The following is a 19,162-nucleotide window of genomic DNA, read 5'->3' on the forward strand; positions in this document are numbered from 1 at the left end:
GGCTTTTTGCCGGTTGACCTGCCGCGATCCGGCATTCTTTATACGATCGAACAACAGGGGGACATTGTCATGCGTCGATTTGCCCGGATCGCGGCCGTTCTGGCGGCCTGCACCGCTCTTGCGCCGGTGCGCGCCGAAACGGTGGTCGTCACCGCCGCGCACATGGTCGACGTGCTGGCCGGCAAGGAGGTCGACAGGCCGCAGGTGACAATCGTAGACGGCCGCATCGCGGCGGTCGGCCATCAGGGCGATGCGGTGCCACAGGGCGCGAAGACGATCGATCTCGGCAACCGCACGCTGCTGCCCGGCCTGATCGACATGCACGTCCACCTGACCAGCGATCCCCACCTTTCAGGCTATAAGGGCCTCGAATATACCGACACCTTCTGGACGGTGGTGGGCGTTGCCAACGCCAAAAAGACGCTGGAGGCGGGCTTCACCACGGTGCGCAACGTGGGATCGGGCAACTATGACGACGTGGCGCTGAAGCAGGGGATCGAGGGCGGCTATATCCCCGGCCCTCGCATCGTGCCGGCGACCTATGCGCTGGGTTCCACCGGCGGGCATTGCGACGCTACCGAATTTCCCCCCTCGATCACGGTGCCGTCGCCCCAGATCGCCAATTCGCCCGAGAGCTTCCGCGCGGCGGTGCGCACCGTCCACAAATATGGCGCCGAGGTGATCAAGGTCTGCATGACCGGCGGCGTGCTCTCCAAGGGCGACAGCGTCGGCGCGCAGCAGCTGACCTTCGACGAGATCAAGGCGATCGTGGACGAGGCGCACATGCTGGGCCTGCGCGTCGCCATCCACGCGCACGGCACCGACGGCATCAACGCGGGCCTTCGCGCGGGCGTCGACACGGTGGAACATGCCAGCCTCGCCGACGAGACCAGCTTCAAGCTCGCCAAGGAGCATGGCGCCTGGTTCGACATGGACATCTACAATGACGACTACATCCTGGCCGAAGGCGCGAAGAACGGCGTGTTCGCGGAAAGCCTCGCCAAGGAGAAGATGATCGGCCTGAAGCAGCGCCAGACCTTCCGCGCGGCCCATGCGGCGGGGTGAAGATGCTCTTCGGCACCGATGGCGGAGTCTATCCCAATGGCGACAATGCCAAGCAGTTCGCCAAGATGGTCGAATGGGGCATGACCCCGATCGAGGCGATCCAGGCCGCGACCAAGAGCGCCGCCGAGGCGCTCGACCGCACCAGGGACGTCGGCGCGATCGCGGTGGGGCGCTATGGCGACATGGTCGCGGTGGACGGCGACCCGCTGCAGGACGTGCGCCTGCTCGAACATCCGAGCTTCGTGATGAAGGGGGGCGAGGTGGTGAAGGATTAATCCTCCCCCTGGCGGGGGAGGGTCGAAGGCTAAGCCGTCACCTCAGCACCCCAACGTGCCTCCACCGGCTCGCCCAGATCCTCCGGCGACACCTGCGCGTCGCGGATCAGCGGGTTGGGGCGGCGCTCTTCGGGGATCATGAAATAATGGCGGCGGGCGGACGCGCGCCCGATCGAGGCGCGTGACGTCCAGGCGACGAGCAGGGGCGAAGCGAGCAGGCCCGCGAAGATCGGGCTCATCCAGATCGCCGGCTGCCAGCCGAGGATCGCGGCGGCCGCCATCGCCGCACCGAGGATCAGATGCGGCCGGCTGGCGCGCGCCGCGTCGGACATCGATACGCCGTCCGATACGCGGTTCTGCACCGCCCAGCCGCTCTTGCGGCCGCGCAGGATGTCGATCACCGCGAGGCTCTGCGTCATCATCATCATCGGCGCGACGAGCGCGGAGAGCGGGATGTCGGCGAGCACGCTCTTGGTCAGCGACCAGCCGCCGCCGAAGCCCTGCCGCCGCACCGGATCGGCCAGCATCCAGCCGAGCGCCATGAACTTGGGCGCGAACAGCAGCACGATGGTCAGCGCCAGCAGCCAGCCAGACGGCGCGATGATCTGGATCGATCCTTCGGAATGGGCCGCGACGATCGCGCTCACGCCGAGCAGCATCAGCCAGAGCGGTGAGGTGAGATAGGCGGATGCACCCATCAACAGCTGCAGGCGGCTGACCCAGTGGAAACCGGCCGTGTCCAGCACCCGCAGGTGCTGGAGGTTGCCCTGGCACCAGCGGCGATCGCGCTGGGCATGTTCCACGAAGGTCGGCGGATATTCCTCGTAGGTACCGTCCTGCATCGCGACCATGTGGCAGGCCCAGCCGCGCCGGCGGAGCAAAGCGGCCTCGAACATGTCGTGGCTCATGATGTGGCCGCCGAACGGCTCGGGGCCGGGGAGCTTGGGCAGGCCGCAGGCTTCGGCGAAAGCGGCGGTGCGGATGATCGCGTTATGGCCCCAGAAGCTCGCCTCCGCGCCCGACCACCAGAGCAGGCCCGCCGAGAAGACCGGGCCGTAGAGGCGGGCGCAGAATTGCTGCCAGCGCGCGAAGAGCGTCTCGCCGCCGATCACCATCGGGATGGTCTGCAGCAGGCCGACCTGTGGGTGGCGGTCCATCGCGGCGGCGAGGCGCATCACGGCAGCGCCGGACATCAGGCTGTCCGCGTCCAGCACCATCATATAGTCGAACGCGCCGCCGTGGCGCCGCACCCAGTCGGCGATGTTGCCGGGCTTGCGCGCCTCGTTGATCAGGCGGCGGCGATACCAGACGGGCAGGGGGGAGAGACCGCGCAGCCGGCGGAACGCCTTGTGCTCCAGCACCTCGCGCTCGGGCTTGGAGTCCGAAAGGATGAAGATCTCGAACAGCTGCGCGCCGCCGGCCGCCGCGATCGACCGCGACATCGCGCGCAGGCGGGCGAAGACCGGCTCGACCTCCTCGTTGTGGATCGGCAGCAGGATCGCGGTGCGGCCTACCGGCTTCGCGGTCGGCGCGGCGGCGGGCGTCGGCACCGAGCGGCCCGAGACGAGCAGCAGGAAGCCGGCGAACGCGTTGAGGAAGCCGAAGGCGATCCACGCGAACAGCGCGAAGAAAAGCGCCATCAGCACCACGTCGATCGCCTGGATGCCGTCGCTCGACAGGCTGCGCGTGATCTCGCCCGCGCCGAACGTGCCGATGATCATCGTGCCCAGCACCAGCAGCAGGCGCCGCTCGGTCATTCCGTGAGGCGAGGTACGCGGCGCCCGGGTCGGGGCGGGCGCTTCCTCCAGCACCTGCAGCGGCATCATCGCCGGCGTCTCGGCGGGCATGTCCCCCGGCATGGCTATCGAGCCCCAGGGATTGGCGGATGCCGTCCCGCTCGTGTCATGGATCAACCCGAAACCCTCATGATCAGGAAAACAACGCCCCGCAACGCACCACCCATCCTCCCTGCCGCTGTGCAGCAAGTGGGATGCACGCACAACAGCGCGGAGGCGGGGTGGTTCCCTTCCGGGGCGGGGCGGCCGATCAGGCGCCGACCTGCGCGAGGCAGACTTCGGTGAGGGGCGCGCCGTTGCGCCGCAGCGCGGCACGGATGTCGACCGGCGCCTTGCCGGCCGGCGTCACGTCCATCATCAGCCGCCAGCGGTCCTGCTGGCCGACCACCGGATAGGCAGCGACCGCGTCGGCCTTGCCGTTGCTGACCGACACGTCCGGCGTGACGCCGCTGGAGCGGCCGAGGCCCGAGAGGCTCGGCCCCTCGAAGTCGATCACCAGCTTGGTGGCGCCCGCCACGACCGTCTGGCCGGGCCGGCCCGCCGCGCCCTGCCACCAGTCGACCACACGCGCGGGGCCTTCGGGCAGCGGATCGCCCGCGATCCAGCTGAGGCGATAGGCGAGGTCATAGTGCATCCCGGCCTTTACCGGCGCGGCCGGGTTCCAGAAAGCGACGATATTGTCGTTGGTCTCGTCGGTGGTGACGAGCTGGATGAGCATCACCGCGCCCTGTCCCCAATCGCCCTTCGGCTCGACCCAGAGCGACGGGCGCTTCTCGTAGAAGACGCCGTCGTCCTGATAATGATCGTGGTTGCGATCGCGCTGGAGCAGGCCGAAGCCCTTGGGCGACTTGTCGGCGAAGCTATCGGCGGTTGGCGACTTGGGGTTGTTGAGCGGACGCCACAGCCGCTCGCCCGCGCCGTTGTGGATCAGCAGGCCGTCGGAATCGTGCACTTCGGGCCGCCAGTCGGTGGCGCGCGCACGCTCGGCCTGATCGTACCAGAACATCGAGGTGAGCGGCGCGATGCCGAGCCGGGCAATGTCCTTGCGGATGTGGAGCGAGGCCTCGATGTCCTGAATCACGCCGGCATCTGTCTTGCGGTTGACGAAGCGGTAGGCGCCGGTGACGCTCGGCCCCTCCATCAGCGCATCGACCAGCAGCGCACCGTCCTCGCCGCGCCCGATCCAGAATTTGGTGAAGGCGGGAAATTCCTCCGCGCTGGGGCCGCCCGAATTGATCGAGATGCCGCGCGCGGATAGGCCATACTGGTCGAGCGCACCCGACGAGCGGAAATAAGAGGCGCCGGCGAAGGCCAGCCAGTCGCTCGTTCCCGCCGCGTTCATCGCGCGGAAGCCGGAGAAGCCGGCATTGGCGCCCATCTTCGCGAGCGGCCCGTCGGCGGGCATGTCGAACAGCGCCGGGTCGTAATGGAAGGGCCGCGCCATATTGCCCTCGACCAGATAGATCTCGACCGGCTGCGGCTGGAAATGGTTGATCGGGAAGAAGCGCACCCCGCCCGAGGCGCCGCCCTTCATCTGGGTCGCGGCGGCCTTGTATTGGACGGAGTTGAGCGCGTCATAGGTGACGGCGGCGACGCCCGGCGGCGGCGGCGGCGGCGCCTTGTAGGGCTGGCGCGCCATCTGCGCGGCAAGCGCCTTCAACTTCGGCCAGGAGAAGGGCTGAGCCTCCCCCCTGGTCGCGGCGGCGAGGAGACGGCCGGAGGGCAAGGCGGCGGCGGCAGCCATCGCGGCGAGGAGGGAGCGCCTGCTCGGAGCGAAAGTGGGCGTCGTTGTCGTCATGAAACGACAAATACGGATGGGGGGTAAAAGGTTGCAAGGGGCGTTTGCCCCTCTTCATCCTCCAACCAACATCCGTTCGGCCTGAGCGAAGTCGAAGGCCATGCGCTGCGGCGGCACTTCGACTTCGATCCAAAGGATCGAAGTTTATCCTGAGCGCCTGCCTTGGCAGGCAGTCGAAGGGCTCAGTGCGAACGGATGTAAGGTTTAACGCGGTCTCGGACCGCGCTAATCACACCTTGTCGGCGTAGATCATCCGTCCCGGCCCGAGCGCGGCCAGTGTCTCCTCGAGATCGGCGGTGGAGAGCGCGAAGCAGCCCTCCGATCGGCCGAGCTTGCCGTGCTGGGCAATCATGTCCGGGCTGACGTACCAGGCGGCGTGGACCACGACATTGCGCGGCTCGACGTTCGAATTGGTGGCGTCGAGGCCGAGCAGCCGTCGCGAGCGGCCATGCTGGCCGACATAGATGTCGCTGGTCAGGTAGGTGCCCTGCGAGGAGCAGTTCGATCCCATCTCGTTCGAGAAGCGGGTGAGGTAGCCGATATGCTCCGGATCCGAACCGCGACCGTGCGCGACGAGCAGGCTCTTCGATCGCCCTGAGGCAAGATCGACGAGATGGAAGCGCGGCTGCGACGAGGAGAGATCGAAATCGACCAGCGCCATCTTGTCGCGATACTTGATCTGGCTGCCGTGCCGCTGGAGCGCGGCGAGCGCCCTGCGGAAGAGGTCCGGCCGGATGGTCAGCGGGCTGGCGGGCATGGCCGTCGCAGTCGGCTTGGCGACGCCCGGAAGGCCTGCATTGATCTGGGCGAGGGCGGGACCCGCCACGATGCCGGCGGCCACAACGGTACCGGTACGAAGAATATCACGGCGCGAAAACGCCCCCCGAGGAGAGTTCACTCAATCGATCCTAAATTGTGACTGCCCTAGCTCGGGGAACCGTATACCAGACAATTCCCGTCCGTTTCGCTAACTTATGGTCGAGTTCCCTAGGGTTGGGCACGTCCCGGCTCATCGACCGCACGATTCACCGTGACGGCCTCGGCTTCCGCCTTGGGAAGGGGTTTCGCGGGCTTGGCCGGAGGGTGGTATCTGATTCCGTCAAGCGCGGCGATCATTCGCGCGTCGCGATCATAGGGATCGCCATAGGTGACGACCTTGCCGTCGGCATCCGGCGCGGCGGTGAAATAGACGATGTAGACCGGCACCTTGGTCCGCATGGGCAGCGATTTCATCGTGTAGGTTTCGAGTGCGGAGTCGATCGCGGCGGGATCGTAGAGTTCGGAGGCGAGCGACGGGATGTTCTGCACGCGGATGCAGCCGTGGCTCAAGGCGCGCATCGGCTGGGCGAAGCCGCTCTTCGCCGGGGTATCGTGCAGGTAGATCGCCCAGGCGTTGGGCATATCGATCTTCATCCGGCCGAGCGCGTTCATCGGCCCCGGCTTTTGGCGGATGAAGGTCCTGCCGCCGATCTTCTGCCAGACATAGCCCTTGGCCGGCGAGTATTTCTTGCCCTCGCGCAGCACGCTGGGCGGCAGCGTCCACCACGGATTGACGATGATCCGGTCGACATGCGCCGAAAGCTGCGGCGTCGGCGTCTTGGGCGCGCCGACCACCACGACATGCTCGGCCGCCTGCCTGCCGTCGCGATAGAGCTGCAGCTTGTAGGTGGGGATGTTCACCCAGACATAATTGTCGCCCAGCACGCGCGGCATCCAGCGCCAGCGCTCCATCGAGGCGCGGATCGCGTCCCGGCGGCCGTGTTCGGAGACCGGCGTATCGGCATAGGCCTGGCGCAGCGCGGCATAGCGTGGGTCGGTCGGCAGCAGGGCGTTCAGATAGCCGGGCAGCGCATCGTTGTTGACCGCATTGGCCAGATCGACGTCCAGCGTCGTCAGCCGCTCCGGACTGTGTTCGATATGCCAGTCGAAGCGCGACGGATGCTTGATGCGACCGTCGATATAATCGCCGGCGAGCATGTGGGCGGCGCTGGTCGCGGTGGCCTCAATATCGCCGACATATCCGCCGTGGGCGAGGAAGGTGACGAGCGCCTCGCGCTGATAATCCTTCGGTCGCAGCCCCTCGGCGCGCGACGCGTCGATGGCGGCGAGCAGCTGGTGGAGCGTATCGGAATTCCAGTGGGGTTTCGGCGGCGGAGGGGGCGCCTCCGCGACCACCGGCGCAGTCTTTTCCTCGGCGCGCATCAGCACGATCCCGGCCGCGCCGAGCAGCAGGACGGAGCCGGCAAGGAGGCCCCCGGCGAGTGCGCGCGACATGGACATTCGGACCCCTGTGGGCGGTGCCCCCGCCACCGGCGCGCGGATGCGATTCTCCGCGCGGCATCCCTTTTAGATCAGTCAGCTTTTGTGTCGATGCGAGGTCTTGGCCCTGGTCTTCTTCGATGACGATTTGGCTGCGGTGTGGCCCGCGCGCGACGATTTCCTGGCCCTTGCGGCATGATGGGCGGAGCCTGATGCTTTCATGTGCGCATGGGCGCGCGCCCTGGGCGCCGCGTGACGGACGGGGGCGGGATTGTCGTCGCCTTCGTCGGAAGCGCCCTGCTCGACCGCCGGTTCGACGCGGAGCGCGGGGTGGTCCCCACCGGGCAGCACCGAGGCGACCGTCACCGTCTGCCCCAGCCCGCGCCGATCGAGCACCGAGAAGCCGGCCTCCAGCAGCGCGGTGGAATCGCGGTTGCGCGCGACGAGGCTCGGTTCGCCCAGCACCACCGCGATCAGCCGCCGGTTGCCGCGTTGCGCCGAGGCGGCGACGGTGAAGCCGCTGTCCACCGTATAGCCGGTCTTGATCCCGTCCACGCCCATCACCTTGCCCAGCAGATGGTTGTGGTTGATCATCGTCGATCGCTGCCACACGAAATTGCGCTCGCTGAAATAGCTGTAGAAGCGCGGATGGTCGTGAAGGAGCGCGAGGCTGAGGATCGCGAGATCGCGCGCGGTGGTGACGTTGGTGGGATCGGTGAGGCCGGATGCATTGGCGTAATGCGTGTTGCGCATCCCCAGCATCTGCGCCTTGGCATTCATCATCCGCGTGAAATTCTCTTCGGTGCCGCCCAGTTTCTCGGCCAGCGCGACGGCGATGTCGTTGGCCGATTTCACCGCCACCACCGAGATCGCGTTGTCGACGCTGATGCTCTGGCCGACGGCAAGCCCGAGGCGCGACGGCTTCATCGACGCGGCATGACGCGACACCGGCACCGGATCGGTGAGCTTCAGCCGTCCGGATTCCAGCGCGTCGAAGGTCAGATAGAGCGTCATCATCTTGGTGAGCGACGCGGGATGGCGCAGTTCGTCGGGCGCGTTGGCGTAGAGCACCTCGCGCGTGTTCGCATCGACCAGGAAGGCGGCGTAGCGCGGCGGCACGGCCTCTGCGCAGAATGGCATCAGCGCCGCGATCAGGGCCAGGCCAAGGGCGATCAGGCGCCGGGTCATCGGAATCGTATGTGTCACCGCGCGCTTGCCCATGCGCGGTGTGAAAGTTGAGTGTGCAAGTATCCGGCCCTGAAAAACGAGGCAGAACGCCTCCTTCGGAATCATAGGCTTGCCGCAGACTCCCGCCAACCGTTTGCAGACTCGTTCGGGCGTTTTCCGTCAACGGACTGGCGCAGCGAGGACCTGCTGGCCGTCGCTCGATTCGCACGCTTCCTCGCCACGGGCCCGCGAGCGGGAACGCTCGCCGGCAACCTTTTTGCCCCGTAAATCCTTGGGTTTTCCGGCCACGACGGGTGGAACAGGCGTCGTTGTCACATATACGTAACAGGGGTTACCTAGAGGCGGTCTCAGCCGGAGGGGCAACACCGGCGTTGGAGACATGCATCATGTTCAAGACTTTCGTAGCAGCCGCGGGAGTGGCTGGCCTGCTCGCGTCTGCTGCGTCCGCCGCCGATATTTCGGGCGCCGGCGCGACCTTCCCCGCTCCGGTCTACGCCAAGTGGGCCGAGACCTATAAGGCGACCACCGGCACCGGCCTGAACTATCAGGCGATCGGTTCGGGCGGCGGCATCAAGCAGATCAAGGCGAAGACCGTCGATTTCGGCGCGTCCGACAAGCCGCTGAAGCCGGAGGATCTGAATGCCGCCGGTCTCTACCAGTTCCCGACCGTGGTGGGCGGCGTCGTCCCCGTCGTGAACATCCCCGGCATCGCCGCCGGCCAGATCAAGCTGACCGGCCCGATGCTGGCGGCGATCTTCTACGGCCAGATCAAGACCTGGAACGATCCGGTCATCACCAAGGCGAATCCGGGCGTGAAGCTCCCGGCGATGCCGATCACCGTCGTGCACCGTTCGGACGGTTCGGGCACCTCGTTCCTGTTCACCTCCTACCTGTCGATGAAGAGCCCGGCCTGGGCCTCCAAGGTCGGCGCGTCGGACTCGGTGAACTGGCCGACCGGCCTCGGCGGCAAGGGTAACGATGGCGTTTCGGCCTTCGTGAAGCAGACCCCCGGCTCGATCGGTTACGTCGAGTACGCCTACGCCAAGCAGAACAAGATGGCGTACGTGCTCGTGCAGAACAAGAACGGCAAGTATCCGGCGCCGACCGCGCAGGATTTCGCCGCCGCCGCCGCCGGTGCCAAGTGGGCGCAGGCTCCGGGCAACTACCTGCTCCTGCTCGATCAGCCGGGCGCGAACAGCTGGCCGATCGTCGGCGCGACCTTCATCCTGGTCTACAAGAACCAGGAGAATCCGGCCGCCGGCGAGCAGGTGCTGAAGTTCTTCGACTGGGCCTACAAGGCCGGTGACGGCGCCGCCGCGCAGCTGGACTATGTGCCGCTGCCGCTGGCCGTGAAGAACCTGATCCGCAAGCAGTGGACGACGAACGTGACGGCGGGCGGCAAGCCGGTCTACACGGGCAAGTAAGCCACCGCTAAGGTACGGAAGGCGGGGGTGCCCTGAATGGGTGCCCCCGCTGACGTGCGGACACCACACCACGGATAGGGCGCGGCATGACGGCCACTATGATGGACAGCGATAGCGCGCCTCCGCGCGAAACGGCTCCGGGCCAGAGCGAGCTCAGCGAGACGATCTTCCGTGGCCTGTGCTTCGGTGCGGCGACTCTGCTGCTGGCGGCGCTCGCCGGGGTGGTGATCAGCCTCGCGATTGGCGGCTGGCCCGCCTTCAGGCAGTTCGGCTTCGGCTTCTTCACCTCCTCCGCCTGGGATCCGGTGCAGGAGAATTACGGTGCCGCCGGCCCGATCGTCGGCACGATCGTCACCTCGATCCTGGCGCTCATCATCGCGCTGCCGCTGGCGACCGGTGTTTCTGTCTTCCTCGTCGAATTTTGCCCGCGCAGCATCGCCAAGCCCGTCGCGGTGGCGGTCGAGCTGCTCGCGGGCATTCCGTCCATCGTCTACGGCATGTGGGGCCTGTTCGTGCTGGCGCCGTGGTTCGCGACGCACGTCCAGATGCCGCTGATGATGGACGCGGCCAATCTGCCAGACTGGCTCTCCGCGCTGGTCGCCGGCATCCCCAACGGGGCCAACATCTTCACCGCATCGCTGATCCTCGCGATCATGATCCTGCCGTACATGTCGGCGGTGTTCCGCGAACTGCTGCTGACCATCCCGGCGCAGGTGCGCGAGGCCGCCTACGGCCTTGGATCGACCAATTTCGAGGTCGTCTCGAAGGTGATGATCCCCTACGTCCGCCGCGGCGCCGTCGGCGTCGTGATGCTCGGCCTCGGCCGCGCGCTCGGCGAGACGATGGCGGTGACCTTCATCATCGGCAATTCGCACGGCTTCCCCCACTCGCTGTTCGACAGCGGATCGACCATCGCGTCGACCATCGCCAACGAGTTCGCGGAAGCCACGTCGGACATGCACACCGCCGCGCTGATCGCGCTCGGCCTCGTGCTGTTCATCCTGACCTTCGCCGTGCTGGCGGTCGCCCGCCTGCTGCTCGCCAGCGAAAAGCATTGAGGAGGGACTGATGGACCGCGCTCTCCGCCGCAAGATCACCAACAGTGTGTTCATCGGCCTCTGCGGGGCCGCCACGCTGGTGGCTCTCGCCTTCCTCGTCATGATCCTCTGGTCGCTGGTCGCCAAGGGCTTCGGCGGGCTGGACGCCAAGATCTTCACGATGACCCAGCCGGCACCCGGTTCGCCCGGCGGCCTGCTCAACGGCATCGTCGGATCGATCATGATGTGCGTGCTCGGCATGGTGCTGGCGGTGATCGTCGGCATCCTCGCCGGCACATGGCTCGCCGAATATGGCGGGAAGACCATGTACGGCCAGATCGTACGCTTCCTGAACGACGTGCTGCTCTCGGCGCCGTCGATCCTGGTCGGCCTGTTCGTCTACGAGATCCTGGTGAAGCCCTTCCACGGCTTCTCGGGCTATGCCGGCGGCGTCGCGCTCGGCCTGCTCGCGGTGCCGATCGTGACCCGTACCACCGAGGACATGCTGACCCTGCAGCCCAACACGCTGCGCGAGGCGGGCATGGCGCTGGGCGCCGGCCGCGGCTTCGTGATCCGCTCGATCATCTGGAAGGCGGCGGGCGCGGGCCTGTTCACCGGCGGCCTGCTCGGCTTCGCCCGCATCTCGGGCGAGACGGCGCCGCTGCTGTTCACGTCGCTCGGCAACCAGTTCGTCAATTACAATATGGCCAAGCCGATGGGCAGCCTGCCGACCACCATTTTCCAGTTCGCGCTTTCGGCCTATGATGACTGGCAGCGCCTCGCCTGGGTGGGCGCGCTGCTGATCGCGGTCGCCGTGCTTGCCGTCAACATCGTTGGGCGCCTCGTCGCCCGGGAGACCCACCGCCCATGAACGACGTCGCCACCCCCATCGTCACGCGCGATCCCGAGGCGCCGATCATGGTCCGCCCGACCGGCGATCTGGTGCTCGAAGCGCGCCAGCTCGATTTCTTCTACGGCAAGTCGCAGTCGCTCTATGGCGTCGACCTGCCGATCGAACGCAACAAGATCACCGCGCTGATCGGCCCGTCGGGTTGCGGCAAGTCGACCCTGCTGCGCACGCTCAACAAGATCTACGATCTGTATCCGGGCCAGAACGCGACCGGCCGCATCCTGCTCGACGGCAAGGACCTGCTGACCGACCGCGCCAGCGTCTCGCGCCTCAAGCAGCGGGACGGCGACGTCGCGCTGGAGCCGGCCAACCTCGACACCTCTGCGCTTCGCGCGCGCATCGGCATGGTGTTCCAGAAGCCGACGCCCTTCCCGATGTCGATCTACGACAATGTGGCGTTCGGCGTTCGCCTCTACTTCAAGAAGTCCAAGGCGGAGATGGACCAGATCGTCGAGCGCTCACTGCGCCGCGCCGCTCTGTGGGACGAGGTGAAGGACAAGCTCAACTCGTCCGGCCTCGGCCTGTCGGGCGGCCAGCAGCAGCGCCTGTGCGTCGCGCGCGGCATCGCGGTGGAGCCCGAGGTGCTGCTACTCGACGAGCCGGCCTCGGCGCTCGATCCGGTGTCGACCGCCAAGCTCGAAGAGACGCTGATGGAGCTGCGCGACGATTTCTCGATCGTCATCGTCACGCACAACCTCCAACAGGCGGCGCGCATCTCGGACTATACCGGCTTTATGTTCCTCGGCCGGATGATCGAGTTCCGCCCGACCGCCGAGCTGTTCGAGCGCCCGCAGAGCACCCGCACGCGTGACTACGTGACGGGCCGCTTCGGCTGATCGCACTCCTGCGGGGTTATGCCCCGCAGGATTCTCGTACCACCAGATCGGTCGCGAGCCGTTCCGGCTCGTGATCGGGATGGTCCGACAACACGCGCGCGACGAGCATCCGGCCCGCGCCGGCGACATCTTGCCGCACCGTCGTGAGTGCAGGCGACGACAGCCGGCTGAGCAGCATGTCGTCATAGCCGACCACCGACACGTCCTGCGGCACCGACAGCCCGGCACGACGCAGCGCGCGGATGGCGCCGAGCGCGATCAGGTCGCTCGACGCGACCACACCGTCGAACGCGACATGGCGGCGCAGCAGCCGCCCCACCGCCGCCTCGGCGGATTCCAGCTCGAAATCGACCGGCACCACCAGCCGGGGATCGACCGCCAGCCCGGCCTCCTCCAGCGCCTCGGCATAACCCTGCCGCCGCTGCATCGTCTCGAGATCCGATCCGCCGAGGAACAGGATCGCCCTGCGCCCCAGCCGCGCGAGATGCGCGGTGGCACGGCGGCCGCCCTGCACGTTGTCCGATCCGATCGAGCAATAACGCTGCCCCGGCATCTGCGCGCCCCACACCGCGAAGCGAGCGGGCGTGTCGGCCAGCCGGTTGAAGGCATCGTGCAGCGTGCTCTGGCCGAGGAAGATCACCCCGCTTGCCCGGCTGGTGGTGGTCGCGTGGACGAGATCCTCGTAGCTGGTCGGCGAGATGTGGCTGACCGTGAAGTCGCAGTCGCGCGCGCGCGCCGCCTCGCCAATGCTGGCCAGCAGTTCGAGGAAGAAGGGGTGGGAGAGGGGCAGCGGCCCGCTCTTCACGTGCGGCGTCACGATCGCGATCGATCCTTCCGCGCCGATCGGGCTGGCCGGCATCGTCATGCGGAACGGGTAGTTGTGTTCGCGTGCCAGCGCCCAGATACGCTGCTTGGTGCGCGCCGAGATCAAGGGCTGGTCGTTCAGCGCACGCGAGACGGTGGAGACCGAAACCCCCGCCAGCTTCGCCAGATCCTCGAGCGTCGTATTGCCGTTGCTACCGTTGCCCATCGCGCTCAGTCTGGTTCTTGGCCGTGCGGCCGGTTAGGACATGGACAGCCCGCCTTTGCAAGCGAGCGGGCCGGGGGAGAGGGAGTTGCCGAACGAGGCCGCGCCGCCACGGCTGAGCCGGGCACGCATCTGGAACATGTGCTGCGGGCTGTTCGGCGTGCAGGTCGTCTGGGGCCTGCAGAACGTCAACACCAGCCGCATCTTCCAGACGCTCGGCGCCCATGTCGAGGGTCTGGCGATCCTGTGGATCGCGGCGCCGGTCACCGGCCTCGTCATCCAGCCGCTGATCGGCCACATGAGCGACCGCACCTGGGGGCCGCTCGGCCGCAGGCGGCCCTATCTGCTGGGCGGTGCGCTGCTCACCGCGCTGGCGCTGCTGGCGATGCCCAATGCCGGCACGATCTGGATGGCGAGCCTGGCGCTGTGGCTGCTCACCGCCTCGATCAACGTCGCGGCCGAGCCATTCCGCGCGCTGGTGGCGGACAACCTGCCCGAAGCGCAGCGGACGACCGGCTTTGCGGTGCAGACCTTCTTCATCGGATCGGGCGCGGTGCTCGCCTCCGCTCTGCCGTGGATGCTGGCGCACTGGATGGGCGTTGCGACGGTCGCGCCGCCGGGCGTGCTGCCGCCGACGGTGCGCATCGCTTTCTACATTGGCGCGGTATTCCTGATCGGCGCGGTGTTGTGGACGGTCGCGACCACTGCCGAGCGCCCGCCCGAACAGATCCATGCGCACCGGCCTCACGCCCCCGCCGTACCGACCCGTAAAGGCGCGGCGATCTTGATCCGCAGCGGGATCGTCTGGATCGCAGCTGGCCTCGCGATCGGCGGCTTCGCTCATGCCGAGGGGCTGCGGCGCGGTATCTACATCGTCGCGATACTCGCCGTGCTGTTCGGCATGGCGCAGCTGGTCGCGGTGCGCCTCCGTCGGCGCGGAGGCGGCTCGATCGGCGTGCTCGAGATCGTCGAGGATATCCTGCACATGCCGCTGGTGCTGAAGCGGCTGGCGGTGGTGCAGTTCTTCACCTGGTTCGGGTTGTTCGCCATGTGGGTCTATACCGTGCCCGCGATCGCGGCCGATCACTATGGCAGCACCGATCCCGCCACCGCCTCCTACAATGCCTGCGCCGACTGGGTGGGGGTGCTGTTCGCTGGCTATAATGGTGTGGCCGCGATCGTCGCGCTGGCGCTGCCCCCGTTCGCCGCGCGGATCGGCCGGCCGAGGCTTCATGCCGCCGGCCTGCTGCTCGGTGCGCTGGGGCTGCTGGGCTTCGTCGCCATCGCCGATCCGGCGTGGCTGTGGCTGCCGGCGGTGGGGATCGGCTGCGCCTGGGCGTCCATTCTGTCGACGCCATACGCGATGCTGTCCGACGCGCTGCCGCCGCACAAGATCGGCGTCTACATGGGCATCCACAACATCTTCCTGGTGCTGCCCCAGCTTGTCGCCGCGACGATGCTGGATGTTCTCGTCGCCCGCGTCTTCCACAGCCGTGCGATCTATGCGCTCGGCCTCGCGGCCGCGTCGCTGTTCGTGGCCGCGATCGCGGCGCTCGCTGTGCCGGATAGGCCCGCGCGCGGCTAGATCCGCCTCTTCACGACCATCCTTTGTGGCAGCACCGATCCGCATGATGCCTCGTTATGCAAAAACTTGCATTGAGTTGCGATGATTCGGCAGAAGTGTCAATCCGATACGCATCATGGGCGGAGGTGCTGGGTCGCTGTTTCCATTGTGAAATTCGATCATATATTTGATAAATAGCGATATTTGTATCTTTGATCACCCACTTGCAATCTTCTGCAAAATGACGCAAAAATGCGCAAAGAGGGAATGGTCAGCGATCCATCAGCGGTCGCGGCCAAGGGAGGATGTAATGGGGAAGGATCGGGCCGAGGCCCTGCGCGCCGCGCTTTTCGATATTTTCACTTTCTAGGCGTCGCCGTTCGGCGCGGCGAGCGGTCGCGTCCCGGCATCATAATCGAAAGCCCCGCAGGGATGGGGCGCAATGAGGGGATTGTTCATGGGGGACAGAATTTCGAGCCGCGGCCTGGGTCTGCGTGGCGGTGCATCGCTCGCGGTGCTGGCGGCGCTGAGCTTCACGGTGGCCGCGCAGGCGCAGGATGCGCCGCCGGTCGATGCGGGCAGCGCGACCGCAAGCCAGCCCGGCGCGGTCACCGGCACGCCGCCGCAGGCCCAGCAAACGTCCACCGGTAGCATCGCCGAAGGCCAGGCGGCCGATGCGGCGCCCGGCAAGGAGATCGTCGTCGTCGGCGTGCGCGGCGCGCTCAGTTCCGCGCTCAACATCAAGAAGAACGCCGACACCTTCGTCGATTCGATCACCGCGACCGACATCGGCGCCTTCCCCGACAAGTCGGTGTCCGAAGCGCTGCAGCGCGTGCCGGGCATCACCGTCAACCGCCTGCAGTCGAACGACGACAGCACCCACCCCTCGGGCGAGCCGACCGGCGTGCTGATCCGCGGCCTCACCCAAGTCCGCACCGAGTTCAACGGTCGCGACAGCTTCTCCGCCGATGCTTCGCGCGGGCTCAACTTCAACGACGTCTCGCCCGAACTGATGGCCGGCGTCGACGCCTACAAGAACCAGACGGCCGAGATGATCGAGGGCGGCATCGCCGGTACGGTCAACCTGCGCACCCGCCTGCCGTTCGATACCGATGGCCAGCTGATCTCCGCCAACGCCAAGGCCGATTATGGCAGCCGTTCCAAGAAGTGGACCGGCGAGGCGTCGGGCATCTATTCCAACGTCTTCCATACCTCGATCGGCAAGATCGGCATCCTCGGCGATTACGCTTATTCGCACGTCGTCACGCGCACCGAGAGCGTGATCATGGATCGCATCGATACCTATTGCTCGGGCGGCGATCTGGATTCGTCGGGTAACGCGATCGTCGGTTCGGACGGCAGCGTGCCCTGCACATCTAATCCGTTCGGCGGCACCGGCTGGGCCTATGTGCCGGATGGCATCCGATACTCGCAGGTCGATTACGACCGCACCCGCCGGGGCCTCGCGCTCGCCGCGCAGTATGAGAACAATGCCGGCAACCTGCGCGCGACGGTGCAATATACCAATTCCAAGTACCACAATGCCTGGCTGGAGCGCGCGAGCCACGTCATCTTCGACGGCAACGCCTATGGCACCTCGTCCTTCAACCCGCGCGGCGGCACGATCCTGCAGCCGGCGCCGGGCACCGGCGCCTTCACCTTTGATTCCAGCGGCAACATCATCTCTGGCACCTTCACCCACCCGACCGGCGACTGGCGCGGCGGCAGCACCGCCGACTATATCGATGACGGTTCGGCGGTGCCGGGCCTGCCCTTCGTCAATTATTGCGGCGCCGGGTCCGCCTGCACCACGCAGCAGGAGGGGATGTATTTCCAGAACGAGGCGCGCAACTTCAACCACCGCGAAGGCACGCAGGACCTGTCCGCCAACATCAAGTGGGACGCGACCGACCGGCTGCACTTCAATTTCGACGGCCAGTATATCAAGGCCAACGTCCACAATAACGACATCCTCGTCGCCACCAGCTCGATGGCGAACATGCAGTATAGCGTGAACAAGGACGGCACCCCGTCGGTCACGCTGCTGCCCGGCTCCAACGTCAATTATGCCGATGGCGGCCTCGCCAATCCGCACAATTACTGGATGCCTTTCATCCAGGGCCATCGCGAGGACGACAACGCCAAGGAACTCGCATTGCGCGCCGACGCGCAATATGATTTCGACGACGCGGGCGGCTGGCTGGACTCGCTGAAGGTTGGCGTGCGCTATGCCGATCGCAAGCAGACGGTGCGCTATTCCACCTACAACTGGACGCCGATCGCGGCGCCGTGGAACTGCAACGGGCCGGGCTTCAACATCGACAACACGTCGGCCGCGCCCTATCCGGCCGCCTGTGGCCATGCCGGCGACTTCCAGGGCTATGGCGCCGGCATCTGGGAATCGACCAGCCTCGGCAACGGCTTCTACGGCAGCGGCACCTATCCGAACGGCGATCTCGTCTATCTGAACCGCGCGACCTTGAAGGATTATGACGCGCTGCTCGGCGCGCTGGGCGGGGCCGCCACCAATTCCCCGATCGCGCCGGGCTATACCAGCATCTGCGATCGTGCCGGCACCACCAACTGCTACCTGCCGTCCGAGATCATGCATATCCGCGAGCAGACCGCGGCGGCCTATGCGATGCTGAAGTTCGGCGGCAATTCGACGACGATCTTCGACGGCATCACCGTGCAGGGCAATGTCGGCGTCCGCGCCGTCAAGACCTGGGACAAGAGCGACGGCCAGATCGGCTTCCCCGACGCGACCACCACCTTCGCCGGCCTCGCGCCGTGCGACACGCCGCTGAGCGGGACGAGCATCGTCAATCCGTCCTGCTACCTGACCGACGCGGTGCGCGCGTTCGCGTCGGGTGGCGGCACGCCGAACAGCCTGAAGGCCAGCCACATGAACTGGCTGCCGAGCTTCAACGTCCGCTTCGGCCTGGACAGCAAGAACTTCGTCCGCTTCGGCTATTCGCGTGCGATGTCGCGGCCGGATATCGGCCTGCTGCGCAACTATGTGATGATCAACGCGCCGCTGATCGATACCACCGCGACCTCGCCCTACATCGTCTACACCGATCCCAACGCCCCGCACACGGCGGCGAACGTGAAGGGCTACAACTTCGTGTTCCGCGCGGAATCTGGCTATGGCGGGCTGAAGCCGATCACCGCCGACCAGATCGACCTGTCGTTCGAGCGATACATGGCGCACGGCGCGGCTTTCACGATCGACGCCTTCTTCAAGAAGCTGAACGGCAGCATCGCCTATGGCGAGTTCGCCCGCGATTTCACCAACAACGGCGCGACCCAGACGGTCATCCTGCGCGGCCCCCGCAACGAGGATGGCGGCGGCAAGCTGATGGGCTTCGAGGCGAACTACCAGACCTTCTTCGATTTCCTGCCCGGCCTGCTGTCCGGCCTCGGCATCCAGGCCAACTACACCTACGTCCACCAGTCCGGCATCCACAACTCCAACCTGGTGACGGCGGGCGCGCTGACCGACGGCGGCACCGGCGCCTTCGGTGCGGGCGTGACGGTCAACGGCGTGACCTCGACGATCGACTCGCACAAGCTGGCCGGCATCTCGACCCACACGTTCAACGTCGTCGGTTTGTACGAGAAGGGGCCGGTCGGCTTCCGCCTCGCCTACAACTGGCGCTCGCGCTACCTGACGGACAATCTCGATTGCTGCATCGGTCTGCCGGTGTTCCAGAAGGCCGCCGGCTTCCTCGACGGGTCGATCCGCTTCTCGCCGTGGAAGTTCATCGAATTCTCGATCGAGGGCACCAACCTGCTGGGCACGACGACCGTCTATCAGCAGCAGATCTTCGGCGACTCCCCGTCCACGCCCGGCGCCAAGCCGGTCTACAGGGACGCGAACTGGAGCCGGGTGGACCGTCGCTTCCAGTTCGGGGCGCGCGTGAAGTTCTGATAACTCCCCTGGAGGACTGGCGCCGTCGTTCACCGGCGGCGCCATTTTT

The 19,162-nt window shown here is 66.6% G+C and carries 12 protein-coding genes and 1 pseudogene; 7 read left to right on the forward strand and 6 right to left on the reverse strand.

Features of this window, described 5'->3' with window-relative positions; translation table 11 throughout:
- Positions 1 to 69 precede the first annotated feature (69 nt).
- A pseudogene (locus QGN17_RS19395) lies at positions 70 to 1,340 on the forward strand (Xaa-Pro dipeptidase).
- Positions 1,341 to 1,369: 29 nt separating this feature from the next.
- Here QGN17_RS19395 and mdoH read toward each other — a convergent pair.
- From mdoH to QGN17_RS19420, 5 genes are all read right to left on the reverse strand, one after another.
- Positions 1,370 to 3,199: a glucans biosynthesis glucosyltransferase MdoH gene (gene mdoH, locus QGN17_RS19400; RefSeq protein WP_281046255.1), complete on the reverse strand. Its 1,830-nt coding sequence runs from the start codon at positions 3,197 to 3,199 to the stop codon at positions 1,370 to 1,372.
- Between the two features lie 187 nt (positions 3,200 to 3,386).
- Positions 3,387 to 4,880, reverse strand: a complete 1,494-nt coding sequence (locus tag QGN17_RS19405) for a glucan biosynthesis protein (protein ID WP_281046256.1) — start codon at positions 4,878 to 4,880, stop codon at positions 3,387 to 3,389.
- 283 nt (positions 4,881 to 5,163) lie between these two features.
- On the reverse strand, positions 5,164 to 5,775 hold the full coding sequence (locus QGN17_RS19410) for a murein L,D-transpeptidase catalytic domain family protein (protein ID WP_281046257.1): 612 nt from the start codon (positions 5,773 to 5,775) through the stop codon (positions 5,164 to 5,166).
- Positions 5,776 to 5,921: 146 nt separating this feature from the next.
- Entirely contained in the window at positions 5,922 to 7,208 is a 1,287-nt protein-coding gene (locus tag QGN17_RS19415) for a L,D-transpeptidase family protein (protein ID WP_281046258.1), read from the reverse strand.
- A gap of 81 nt (positions 7,209 to 7,289) precedes the next feature.
- Positions 7,290 to 8,381, reverse strand: coding sequence for a D-alanyl-D-alanine carboxypeptidase family protein (locus QGN17_RS19420; protein WP_281046259.1), 1,092 nt, complete (start codon positions 8,379 to 8,381; stop codon positions 7,290 to 7,292).
- Between the two features lie 386 nt (positions 8,382 to 8,767).
- On the opposite strand from QGN17_RS19420, the gene pstS reads away from it, so the two are divergent.
- From pstS to QGN17_RS19440, 4 genes are all read left to right on the forward strand, one after another.
- Positions 8,768 to 9,805, forward strand: a complete 1,038-nt coding sequence (gene pstS, locus QGN17_RS19425) for a phosphate ABC transporter substrate-binding protein PstS (protein WP_281046260.1) — start codon at positions 8,768 to 8,770, stop codon at positions 9,803 to 9,805.
- Positions 9,806 to 9,891: 86 nt separating this feature from the next.
- On the forward strand, positions 9,892 to 10,863 hold the full coding sequence (gene pstC / locus QGN17_RS19430) for a phosphate ABC transporter permease subunit PstC (protein WP_281046261.1): 972 nt from the start codon (positions 9,892 to 9,894) through the stop codon (positions 10,861 to 10,863).
- Between the two features lie 10 nt (positions 10,864 to 10,873).
- Positions 10,874 to 11,713, forward strand: coding sequence for a phosphate ABC transporter permease PstA (gene pstA / locus QGN17_RS19435; protein ID WP_281046262.1), 840 nt, complete (start codon positions 10,874 to 10,876; stop codon positions 11,711 to 11,713).
- 47 nt (positions 11,714 to 11,760) lie between these two features.
- Entirely contained in the window at positions 11,761 to 12,588 is an 828-nt protein-coding gene (locus tag QGN17_RS19440) for a phosphate ABC transporter ATP-binding protein (protein WP_281046368.1), read from the forward strand.
- A gap of 16 nt (positions 12,589 to 12,604) precedes the next feature.
- Here the strand turns inward: QGN17_RS19440 and QGN17_RS19445 are convergent, their stop codons facing one another.
- The gene (locus QGN17_RS19445; protein ID WP_281046263.1) at positions 12,605 to 13,618 is read right to left on the reverse strand and encodes a LacI family DNA-binding transcriptional regulator; all 1,014 of its coding nucleotides are present in this window, start codon (positions 13,616 to 13,618) and stop codon (positions 12,605 to 12,607) included.
- Between the two features lie 85 nt (positions 13,619 to 13,703).
- Between QGN17_RS19445 and QGN17_RS19450 the strand changes: the two genes are divergently transcribed.
- Together QGN17_RS19450 and QGN17_RS19455 are read left to right on the forward strand one after the other, a co-directional pair.
- Positions 13,704 to 15,200 (forward strand): MFS transporter, encoded by a 1,497-nt coding sequence (locus tag QGN17_RS19450; RefSeq protein ID WP_281046264.1) that lies wholly within the window; start codon positions 13,704 to 13,706, stop codon positions 15,198 to 15,200.
- A gap of 436 nt (positions 15,201 to 15,636) precedes the next feature.
- On the forward strand, positions 15,637 to 19,113 hold the full coding sequence (locus QGN17_RS19455; protein ID WP_281046265.1) for a TonB-dependent receptor: 3,477 nt from the start codon (positions 15,637 to 15,639) through the stop codon (positions 19,111 to 19,113).
- Positions 19,114 to 19,162: the final 49 nt, after the last annotated feature.

Source organism: Sphingomonas oryzagri (genome assembly GCF_029906645.1).
GTDB classification, from domain to species: Bacteria; Pseudomonadota; Alphaproteobacteria; order Sphingomonadales; family Sphingomonadaceae; genus Solisphingomonas; species Solisphingomonas oryzagri.